Source organism: Hazenella coriacea (assembly GCF_004341825.1).
Classification (GTDB): Bacteria; Bacillota; Bacilli; order Thermoactinomycetales; family Thermoactinomycetaceae; genus Hazenella; species Hazenella coriacea.
Genome location: NZ_SMAG01000010.1, coordinates 73,246 through 83,503, shown reverse-complemented (window position 1 = coordinate 83,503; position 10,258 = coordinate 73,246). Strand labels below are relative to the sequence as shown.

Genomic DNA, 10,258 nt, shown 5'->3' with positions numbered 1-10,258 from the left:
ATCAAACTCTCCAAGAATGGTTGTTTGATTCTATGCTCTCAAAAAATTAACAGGTCATGGTTTCACTCTTTAGTTTTCAAGGAACACTTTCATGTACTTCTTTATTCTGTTGTCACCATTTCGTGGCGACAAGTAGTATATTATCATCGTTATAAATATATGTCAACACTTTATATAAAAATAATTATAGATTTGTATAATCATCCTAATCCACTGTAAATAATTCACAATAATGATATCCAGAAAATTTACTTCGTGATTACCCTACTCCTTATGGGTTACTTGGTAATCAAGGAATTTAGTTTAAGAGAAGTTCTTCCTGCTCTAGAATTATGTTTACCTGCATTTGCTGCTTGGTGGATTATTTTTTTATTTCAAGACGTATTGGAAGAGGAAGGAACAGAGTTGATTCTAAGTCTCCCCATCACTCGATGGAAATTAGGAACGGTTCGTGTTGGCTTTTTCTTTTTGATTCACCTATTTAACGGCCGAATTTATTCAATCGAAGACCTGTCTCTTTGGTCACTGGAATGAAATCTTGACTACTCTTCAGCGTGAGCTCTTCAGACTTTACACCCTTACTTTTTCTGAAAAAGGGTATACTGAAATTGATATGAATCAGGCTAGTGTGGTTGTTCATCCTCTATGAGAGTGTGTAAAACCACCACAACTCCTAACAGTTTGTAAATCATCACACTCATCTCGTGCACAGAAAGGGATTTATTCTAAAATGATACAAGTTATTCGATCACAAGAACGATATAATGCAAATTATGGATGGTTGGATGCAAAGTATAGCTTTTCCTTCAACAGATACTATGACCCCAACAACCTTCAATTTGGAAGTTTGCGGGTGTTTAATGAGGATCAGATCCAACCGGGTGCTGGATTTGGCATGCACTCGCACGATAATATGGAAATTATCACTTATGTCATTTCAGGAGCCCTGGAGCATCAAGATAGCTTGGGCAACAAAGGGATTATTCAAGCTAGGGAACTGCAACGCATGACCGCTGGAAGTGGGATTATGCATTCAGAATATAACGCTTCAAAAAGCGAACCTCTCCACCTTTTACAGATCTGGTTTATCCCTAACCAGATGAACTTAACTCCTTCCTGGGAACAAAAAAAGTTCCCACAAACAGAGTTACGCAATCAGCTTCTGCCAGTTGTTTCGGGAAATAGTGAGTCGGGAATGTTATCTATTCATCAGGACCTCACCATTTTCCTATCTACCTGTGATGCTGGAAAGGAAATTGAATATCAATCTGCTAACCAACGTAGTCTATATTTATTTGTCATCGATGGGCAGATTCAGTTAAACGAACAACATACCTTGTCACAGGGAGATACTGCTCGAATCACTCAACTTTCTCAGCTACAAATTAAAAACGAACAAGATTCACATTGGATGTTGATAGATTTAGCTGAGTAGTACGATCTAGGTAACTGAGATAGCATAAGCTCGGATTAAACAAAGACCAAAAGTTTCTCCAACATGGATGAACCTTTGGTCTTTTTGAAATAAACCATAACTAAGAATCACTATTCCTTCGACTCTAGTTAACTATTCTTATTTGGTTGTAACCACATTCTGAACCTCTGGCTTCTGTCTTGGGAACCAGAAAGAAACCAATAAAGTAGCAGCTGCAATCACAACTAACAGTATAAAAATATGATGGATACTACTTTCCAGGCTGCCTTTCAGCACTTCGATCACAACGCTAGGAAGCTTTTGGATTTCATTCGGATCCAACAACTTATTCAAATCGGAAGATTGAATGGGTATCGACTGTGGTTGACTTTGTATATACTGCATCACCCAACGATTAAACATCGTTCCAAAAATTGCGACCCCCAACGTCTGTCCTAACATACGCAAAAATGTATTCGATGAGTTAGCTACACCTCGCATGTTCCACTCTACCGAAGACTGAACCACTACTGACATGACTGTAGTCATAAATCCAAAACCAAATCCAATGATACTCATGATTACAATCAAATACCCATATGGAGTTTGCGCACTTACCATACTCAGCCAGATACTACCGAACAAAAGCGCAATAAGTCCCAACACGGCTGTTTTACGTGGTCCAATCTTAAGCATCAACCGTCCCCCCCAAGTTGCACCAATCGGCCAACCGATCGACATGGGGAGTAAAGCCAATCCAGCCTCTGTTGCCCCTTGTCCATAAACTCCCTGCACCCAAAGAGGAAGATATACGGTAATTCCGATTAAGATCATACTTGATAAAAAACCGGTCGAATTAGAGACAATAATTGCAGGAACTTTAAATAGGGGAAGGGGAAGCATCGGTTCAGAAAATTTACTCTCAATCCAGAAGAAGATAACTAGAAAAAGACCGCCGATAAGAAAAAGTCCGATCATGACAGGAGAATCCCATGCATAAGTGGTTCCACCCGCCAGTAAAGCATAAATGAATGAGGTGACAGCAATCGTAAATGTAAGTGCACCCCAATAATCTATTTTCTTCTTCGTTCCAGTTTCTAACTGATCTTCTTTCAAAAAAATCCAAAGCATCACAACGGCAATGAGACCAAAGGGAATATTTAAATAAAAAATCCATCTCCATGTAACAAAGTCAACTAAAAATCCACCCACCAGGGGACCTATAATCCCAGACAATCCCCAAATCGCACTAAATAATCCCTGAATTTTGGCTCTCTGTTCATAGGGATAAATATCGCCGATAATGGTAGATGTGGTTGGCAAAATAGCTCCTGCACCAATCCCTTGAAGTGCTCGAAACAAAATTAATTGAGTCATCGTTTGAGATAACCCTGAGAGCATTGAACCAGCTAAAAACAACACGGTTCCCACAGTAAAAATGATTTTTCTACCAAATAAATCAGCTAATTTCCCATAGATCGGAGTTGTTACGGCAGATGTAAGCAAATAAATCGCAAATACCCAACTGATCAATTGGATTCCGCCTAAATCGCTCACAATCCGCGGCATAGCGGTACTAACAATCGTAACTTCAATCGAGGCCAAAAAAGTAGCGATGATCATAGCGATTGTCACTTGTCGTCGGTTCGTTTGCATAGAAGCCTCCCCCAATCATCTTTCATCTTATGTAGAAACCACCCCAAAGTCAGTCAACACAAAGTCATTGGGGAAAAATATCGACCCCTCACTGTAGGTAATTTGACAACATTATCCGAAAGCAATTTATTAACAAAGCTTTAAAACATATTATACATGATCGCTTATGATGTAGGAAAAGTAGAGTCTTTAAATATACTATTCATCGACCATCATTCCGAATTTGAATATCAATAAACATCGTGATACAATCAAGCTGAACTAATCCTAGACACCATTTTATTTTTCACCCTACTGTATAAGGAGGAGCAATCAATGCTTCTTTCCGGTAAATTAAATAAGATTCGTACATTTGCCCTACTTCTCATCTTTATTGGAGTAGGAGTGATGTATCTCGGTTTTGTATGGCCAAGTTGGATGACTCTTTTCTTTATCTTTGGCATGCTATTCGTCTGTGCCAGTGTAGCCATCTATTTTTGGATCGGAATTCTCTCTACACAATCTGTAAAAGTCCATTGTCCCGTCTGTTCCAAAGAAACGAAAGTATTAGGTAGACGAGACCAATGTATGCATTGTAAAGCTATTCTTTCTCTTGATCCTAAAGATGCGCCTGATGCACCATCCCAATCAAATCAAGAAACAACACCCACTCAACCATAACGCTTTCAAATAAAAGAAGGCGTTTTTCTTTTGAATAGCGAAAATAACTATATTCTTTACGATTTTCTCATCCATTTTTTGAGAAAAAAGCTTCCTATACCAATTGGACTTTGAAAGTAAGACATTCTCTTTTGTCAAAATCATCGATATAATATTATTGTTTATGCTTTGGAAAAGGAGGGCTATACTCATCTATGAAATCTCATAATCTCATCGATTTATTAGCAAAGAGTGTGAAGAAAAACTCTAACCAGATAGCTCTACAGTGGAAACAAGAAGGTGTTACCAAGACATTTACATATCAAAAGCTGTGGAATACTGTTCGTGACTTTGCATTTGGTCTAGAACGACTGGGGATTCGTGCGAACTCCAAAGTGGCCATCCTTGGAGAAAATCATCCTCATTGGCTGATCAGTGATTTGGCAATCCTCAGTTTGGGAGCCATTACGGTGCCGATTCACCTGACATTTTCTACAGAACAAATTCACCAATTCATGAAACAGACTGACGTGGAGACAATCATTGTTCAAGATTCTCAGATGCTTAAAAGACTTCATTTACTCGATTTACCTGTCAAACATCTCATCTTGATGCAAGGTACCCCCAATGAAGACCAAAAGGCATTGCAATTTGAAACAGTCATTCAAATGGGGCAAACCATCGGCATTGAAGAACTTGATTGGGCTTATCCATCCATTCAGCCTTCTGATTTGGCCACCATTGTTTTTACCTCTGGTACAACTGGACAACCTAAAGCTGTGATGTTATCTCATTTAAATATTTTACATCAAATCGAGTCATTTGCTTTTGCCGTTCCCTATTCAGTATCTGATATTTTCCTTTCCGTCCTACCTATGTCTCACACCTTTGAACGGATCACAGGACAATTTGCACCACTTGGCTCTGGGGCAACTATCGCCTATACAAGAAAGACTGACAACATCCAGCAAACGATGATCGAAGTAAAACCAACCATTATATTAACTCTACCTCAACTTCTTGAGAAGCTACATAAACAATTGGTTCAAGAGTGGACACATAATAACTTGAAACAAAAGCTCTTTGATTGGGCTTCATCGATCGCTAAATCCTACTTAGAGACAACCGCAAAAGGATTTAATTGGTCAGTTCCCAATGATCTCCGAGTAAAACATACACTAGCCCATTTGGCTGTCTTCTCCAAGATCCGAAAGATGTTAGGTGGACAACTTCGTCTCATGATTTCATGTGGTGCTCCCCTTCAAACAGATGTAAGCTCATTTTTCGCTCACAGTGGTGTTCCGATTATTGAATCATATGGTCTGACTGAGTGCTCTTCCATCGTACTATCTAATCAAGTACATCAGATGCAAAATGGTACGATTGGTTCCGCTATTCCTGGTACAGAGATCCGCATTCTTCCTGATGGGGAACTTCTCGTAAAAAGCCCTAGTATCATGGTTGGTTATTATAAACAAGAAGAAGAAACTGCCCAAACAATGAGCAATGGATGGTTGCATACAGGAGATTTAGTTGAATGGAATGAGAATGGGTCGCTACGATTTTTTGAACGCAAAGAAGGACATTTTGAACTATCTACAGGTCAATCGATTGAGCCACGAATGATCGAACAAGTATTAGCAACAAGCCCTTACATTAAGCAAGCAATCATTGTTGGTAAAAATCATGACTATTTAACTGCACTCATTATTCCTAACTTTACAACTTGCATGGAATACGCGGAAAGGAAGCAATTGTTGATCAAAAATCGTGAAGAATTGATACGATCCAATGAAATTGTCCATCTCTTTCAACAAGAAATAGACCGCCTTCTTGTTCACCTAGAGCCCTTTCAACAACCAAAACAGTTTACACTTCTTGATCATGAGCTTTCACTAGGAATCGGCGAGTTAACTCCCCTTTTACAAACAAAATTGGAACAAGTAGAGCTCAATTATACCGCTAAGATTGCTACGATGTACTCCCCCACCCACACTGAAACAGCTGTCACCGAATCTTCTACAAAAGACAAAACCTAGCATTTACATATAGCAGAAATGCTAGGTTTTACTTTTTTCTTCATAAATGATTTTATGCCTATTGTTTATGTTGTGAACAAGTTGGGCATGTTCCGTAAATTTCCATACGGTGATAATCTACTTGATAACCAGTCGCACATGCTGCTTCTTTTTCCACACTTAATAGTGATGGATAATCAAAGTCAGTAATTTTACCACACACATGACAAATCACATGATAATGATCAATCATATTGGCATCAAAGCGGCTGGAGGAATCACCATATGTGAGTTCTCTGACTAAACCCGCCTCTTTAAACACCCTTAAGTTATTATAAACCGTAGCCACACTCATATTTGGAAAGTTTCCTTCAAGTGCTTTATAGATTTCATCAGCTGTCGGGTGAGCCATTGTGGAAAGAAGATAGTCCAAAATAGCATGTCTCTGAGGTGTCATACGGACACCTATGGACTTCAATGTTTCAACAGCTTCAGCCAGACGGTTATTAGCCATGTTCATCACCTCGCAAGTCCGCCATTTACCTTTGATGGATATATAACCATTCTTAACTTAGAATCTATATAATTAGTCTACGTCTCTTTTGTATTCTTTGTCAATCGCTCGTAATCTTTCCATACCAATTATAGGTACACAAAAATAAATCGTGACTCTTTTTTTGGATCGATTCTTATATGTAGGAGAAACAATTCAAAAATCAAACTTATAAAGGATTTGTACCTTTCAATTAAAATAAATAGAAATGAAACACAAAATAATCAAAAGAGAAGGGATCTACTTTTAAAAAACAAATACCAGCAAACTCCTTTACACAAAACTATGATGCATGATCAACTCAAAACAGTTCAGTATTTACTAAAAAATGGTGCATCTGTCCGTATCATATATGACTTCGAATAATTCATTTCTACTTTTATATTTATCGAAAACCCCCAGTGAATGGACTCAACAATCCATTCACTGGGGGCTATAAACCTAAGTCCTTCGAATATCTTATTTTATCTCCCAATCAGATCCCCATATTCTTTCCATACCAACAATAAGATAATAGATCACAATTGCTGCATTTAGGATTTCTGGCACTACAAATTCTGCGTCCATGCCAGATCAGTTGATGATGGGTATCACTCCACTCGGCACGTGGCACTTTTTTCATGAGCTGTCGTTCGACTTCAAGAGGGTTTTCACTATCGGCTAATGCCAAGCGGTTGGAAACTCGCTGTACATGGGTGTCAACGGCTAAAGCTGGAACGCCAAATGCGTTGCTTAAAACCACATTGGCAGTTTTCCGTCCGACTCCCGGGAGAGCTTCTAAGTCCTTTCTGTTCTGTGGAACCTCTCCATCATACTTATCTACTAAGATTTCACATGTTTTCATGATGTTTTTACTCTTATTGCGAAAAAGTCCTAACCCCCGAATATGATCTGCTAACTCCTCCACGGTAATGGTTAGAATAGCTTGTGGAGTGGGGAATTTTTCAAATAATCCTTTGGTCACCTTGTTCACTTGCCGATCTGTGGATTGGGCGGATAAGATGGTAGCGATTAATAACTCAAATGGATTACGAAAGTCGAGTTCACAATGCGCATCTGGATACATCTCAGCTAATGAGTCGAGAATCTTTCTGGTCGCCACTCGTTTTGGTTTGGGTTTCAATCGTTCTCCCTCCCCTCTGTTTTTCTATCTGTCTGTATTTAATATCCTTTGGACAAGTCAATCGGATTGATCCAGTTTCCAATCTGATTTTGATAAACCTTCATATTATGAATAAAAATCTCCATGGCCCTTGTCATATATAGAGGGGAGCGCCCAGATAAATGAGGGGTTAAAATTACATTGGGTAAATCCCAAAATGGATGCTCAGGAGGAAGTGGTTCCTGTTCAAATACATCGATGACTGCCCCTGCGATTTTTTCTTGTTGTAACAAATGGAGCAAAGCGGATTCTTGAACCACCGCACCACGAGCAATATGAATCAAATAGGCAGAAGGCTTCATCATGTTTAGCTTTTGTTCATCAATCCAATGATGTGTCTCTGGGGTTAATGGAACGGTCACAACGACAAAGTCAGAGTAGGTAAGTAGTTCATCCACCTGTTGAGTCTGTACCATCTGATCAAAGTTTGGACGTACATGTCCATCCGTGTTACAGCCGATCGTTTTCATTTGAAAAGCTTTTGCTCGTTCTGCAATGGCTTGTCCAATGGCACCGGCTCCAATAATCCCGATTTGTTTTCCCGCTAATTCACCAGTCCTTATACTTCGATCCCAATGCCTAGCCCGTTGTCGATCCATCAAAGGAATCGTACAACGTGTGATTTGTAATAGCACAGCCATCACATACTCAGCCATAGGAATCGCATGAATCCCTCTGGCATTCGTCACATGGATATTCTTTTTTTGTAAAGCCTGAAAAGGCATACATTCTAACCCAGCACTAATCACTTGAATCCAGCGTAACTTTGTACACTTGTCGATCACTTCGTCAGTTAAATCTTCCCCATAAGTAATCAATACTTCCGCTTCAGGCAAAGCACCTCGCGCTTCAGAAATCTCATTAAAAAAAGAAAAACGGATCCCTGGAAAGGTTTCCTTACACAAAAGTTGGTGCTTTTCACTCATCTTAGCTGTAGAAACAACATGAACCAACTATGTCCCCACCATTTCTAAACGATTCTTTTCACTGCTTCTATAATTAACTCCGTACTTTGTGAGTCAAAATAAGTACGATGAAAAGATCCATATTGATGAACCACTTTAAATCCACAAAGGTTGAGTAAGTGTTGCATTTCAGTCGGAAATATATAACGGAATCGAACAGAGGTCCGAATTTTATTTAACAAGCTACCCTGTGGATCGAAATGTTCTACATAACGTACGATAGTCGCTGTCTGATGAAAATAGTCGTACTCTGTGTAGTCATATAGCTCAACCTGATCAAAGGAGCCTGGAACTGGAAATGTTCCTCGATACGAGTAGGATTGATCCATTTGATGGAGATCTTCAATCCAAGGTACAAAAATATTAAATGCAAATACACCCTCATCACTCAAATGCTTACGAACTCTTTTTAAGCAATTGATTTGATCTCTAACTGTTAATAAATGAAGAAATGAACGGTAAGGAATGATGATGAGTGGAAATTGTTCCTCTAAATCTAGCTGAGTCATATCAGCTTCCAAAAAACGAACATGGGAAAGAAGCCCCATTTCGCTCGCCTTCTTCTCGGCTTTCTTCAACATGGGTGCAGAAAGATCAACCCCAACGACAGGAATTCCCTCCTTCGCAATCGCGAGGCTGATTCTACCTGTCCCACAACCTAACTCTAATACGGGTCCTCCCGACTCCTTTGCAAGTTCCACATAATATGTAACATCCCGCTCTAAGCCTGGAGAAGTCCAATCATAATAATCAGGCCAATCATAAAGTGTTTGGGGCAATCTCCCTCCTCCTTTATTTCAAATGTTGCTGAATAAAATGTAGCGCCTCAGCCACATGATCTTTTACTTTTACCTTTCGGTATACCTTAGCCACTTTTCCTTGACGATCAATGATAAAAGTAGATCGTTCAATTCCCATCGCTTTTTTCCCAAACATATTCTTTTCTTTAAATACACCATACTGTTGAGAAACTTCCGCTTCAGGGTCACTCAATAATGCAAAGGGAAGATTATACTTTTCAATAAATTTTTCATGACGAGAAATCGGGTCTCGACTCACACCCAGAATCACTGTATCCATTTGACTAAATTGTTCATGGTAATCACGAAAATCACACGCCTGTGTGGTACAACCTGGGGTCATATCTTTCGGATAAAAATAGAGAACAATATTTTTGCCCTGAAATTCTGAAAGGGAAACCTTTTCTCCATTGGAAGCTTCTAATGTAAAATCAATTGCTTGATTGCCTTCTTGAATCATGTACTATACACCTCACATTTCATCGTTACATCCATTCTAACATGTGTCACATCTAGTATGTACTTTCTTCACTGACTCAAACAGTTTGAAGTAAATTTAAAATGTATCGATTTAGTTATATAAAGTTAGTTCATGGAGGAGGACTCTTGTGTTCCCAAAGATGTTGGTTCGGGCTTTGGTACCCTGGGTACTCTGGGTGGTCTTACCCTTGGACGTCTAGGTCTACGGGGTCTAGTAGGTGGGAGGGGGGGCTCTCCTTGTGGTTGAGGTCTTTGTACAAAGTTAAGGGTTGTACCGATATTCACAGAACCAGCTTGATACACTGTCTTAATATCAATACAGCCAATATTGACTTGAATCACTTTGATCACCCCACTCTGGGCGTATCCACTAGATCCGGATCTATATATACGTTTCTTTCTAAGTCCATATTTCTAGAAAAATCCCCGATCGGTGCAGATCCCCCTACAGATTTGTTCACACTTTCCGCTCCAATATTAACGGTATTACCAAAATTGACGGAGGCTGCACTGGATACACTATTTATTTTTAGGTTAAATATATTATTGATCGTACCCACTCGTTCCCCCT

12 protein-coding genes are annotated in these 10,258 nt (G+C 39.3%); 5 read left to right on the top strand and 7 right to left on the bottom strand.

All coding sequences use genetic code 11. The features are described from left to right. Nucleotides 1-273 precede the first annotated feature (273 nt). The gene (locus EDD58_RS13700) at nucleotides 274-534 is read left to right on the top strand and encodes a hypothetical protein (RefSeq protein WP_131926500.1); all 261 of its coding nucleotides are present in this window, start codon (nucleotides 274-276) and stop codon (nucleotides 532-534) included. 196 nt (nucleotides 535-730) lie between these two features. Further along, the gene (locus EDD58_RS13695) at nucleotides 731-1,435 is read left to right on the top strand and encodes a pirin family protein (RefSeq protein WP_131926498.1); all 705 of its coding nucleotides are present in this window, start codon (nucleotides 731-733) and stop codon (nucleotides 1,433-1,435) included. A 138-nt stretch (nucleotides 1,436-1,573) separates the two neighbouring features. Here EDD58_RS13695 and EDD58_RS13690 read toward each other — a convergent pair whose 3' ends face one another. After that, complete coding sequence (locus EDD58_RS13690; protein WP_131926496.1) at nucleotides 1,574-3,070, bottom strand: MDR family MFS transporter; 1,497 nt, start codon at nucleotides 3,068-3,070, stop codon at nucleotides 1,574-1,576. A 315-nt stretch (nucleotides 3,071-3,385) separates the two neighbouring features. Between EDD58_RS13690 and EDD58_RS13685 the strand changes: the two genes are divergently transcribed. Further along, nucleotides 3,386-3,730: a DUF2614 family zinc ribbon-containing protein gene (locus EDD58_RS13685; RefSeq protein ID WP_131926494.1), complete on the top strand. Its 345-nt coding sequence runs from the start codon at nucleotides 3,386-3,388 to the stop codon at nucleotides 3,728-3,730. Nucleotides 3,731-3,924: 194 nt separating this feature from the next. Then, the gene (locus EDD58_RS13680) at nucleotides 3,925-5,748 is read left to right on the top strand and encodes an AMP-dependent synthetase/ligase (RefSeq protein WP_131926492.1); all 1,824 of its coding nucleotides are present in this window, start codon (nucleotides 3,925-3,927) and stop codon (nucleotides 5,746-5,748) included. Between the two features lie 58 nt (nucleotides 5,749-5,806). Here the strand turns inward: EDD58_RS13680 and perR are convergent, their stop codons facing one another. Continuing rightward, a complete protein-coding gene (perR, locus tag EDD58_RS13675; protein WP_207903309.1) occupies nucleotides 5,807-6,241 on the bottom strand; it encodes a peroxide-responsive transcriptional repressor PerR in 435 nt (144 codons plus the stop codon). Nucleotides 6,242-6,460: 219 nt separating this feature from the next. Here perR and EDD58_RS15400 point away from each other — a divergent pair, with 219 nt between their 5' ends. After that, complete coding sequence (locus EDD58_RS15400; protein WP_424321680.1) at nucleotides 6,461-6,646, top strand: hypothetical protein; 186 nt, start codon at nucleotides 6,461-6,463, stop codon at nucleotides 6,644-6,646. A 109-nt stretch (nucleotides 6,647-6,755) separates the two neighbouring features. Here EDD58_RS15400 and nth read toward each other — a convergent pair whose 3' ends face one another. From nth to EDD58_RS13650, 5 genes are all read right to left on the bottom strand, one after another. Next, on the bottom strand, nucleotides 6,756-7,403 hold the full coding sequence (gene nth, locus EDD58_RS13670; RefSeq protein WP_131926489.1) for an endonuclease III: 648 nt from the start codon (nucleotides 7,401-7,403) through the stop codon (nucleotides 6,756-6,758). 38 nt (nucleotides 7,404-7,441) lie between these two features. Then, nucleotides 7,442-8,395 (bottom strand): D-2-hydroxyacid dehydrogenase, encoded by a 954-nt coding sequence (locus tag EDD58_RS13665; RefSeq protein WP_131926487.1) that lies wholly within the window; start codon nucleotides 8,393-8,395, stop codon nucleotides 7,442-7,444. 17 nt (nucleotides 8,396-8,412) lie between these two features. Next, nucleotides 8,413-9,186, bottom strand: coding sequence for a class I SAM-dependent DNA methyltransferase (locus tag EDD58_RS13660; protein ID WP_131926485.1), 774 nt, complete (start codon nucleotides 9,184-9,186; stop codon nucleotides 8,413-8,415). Between the two features lie 13 nt (nucleotides 9,187-9,199). Further along, entirely contained in the window at nucleotides 9,200-9,667 is a 468-nt protein-coding gene (bcp, locus tag EDD58_RS13655; RefSeq protein ID WP_131926483.1) for a thioredoxin-dependent thiol peroxidase, read from the bottom strand. Between the two features lie 367 nt (nucleotides 9,668-10,034). Then, nucleotides 10,035-10,247 (bottom strand): spore germination protein, encoded by a 213-nt coding sequence (locus EDD58_RS13650; RefSeq protein WP_131926481.1) that lies wholly within the window; start codon nucleotides 10,245-10,247, stop codon nucleotides 10,035-10,037. Nucleotides 10,248-10,258: the final 11 nt, after the last annotated feature.

Excerpts from the sequence above, each read along its gene's own strand:
- EDD58_RS13680 (WP_131926492.1), top strand. The coding sequence starts at position 3,925 with ATGAAATCTCATAATCTCATCGATTTATTAGCAAAGAGTGTGAAGAAA.
- EDD58_RS13690 (WP_131926496.1), bottom strand. The coding sequence starts at position 3,070 with ATGCAAACGAACCGACGACAAGTGACAATCGCTATGATCATCGCTACT.
- bcp (WP_131926483.1), bottom strand. The coding sequence starts at position 9,667 with ATGATTCAAGAAGGCAATCAAGCAATTGATTTTACATTAGAAGCTTCC.
- perR (WP_207903309.1), bottom strand. The coding sequence starts at position 6,241 with ATGGCTAATAACCGTCTGGCTGAAGCTGTTGAAACATTGAAGTCCATA.
- EDD58_RS13685 (WP_131926494.1), top strand. The coding sequence starts at position 3,386 with ATGCTTCTTTCCGGTAAATTAAATAAGATTCGTACATTTGCCCTACTT.
- EDD58_RS13695 (WP_131926498.1), top strand. The coding sequence starts at position 731 with ATGATACAAGTTATTCGATCACAAGAACGATATAATGCAAATTATGGA.
- EDD58_RS13700 (WP_131926500.1), top strand. The coding sequence starts at position 274 with ATGGGTTACTTGGTAATCAAGGAATTTAGTTTAAGAGAAGTTCTTCCT.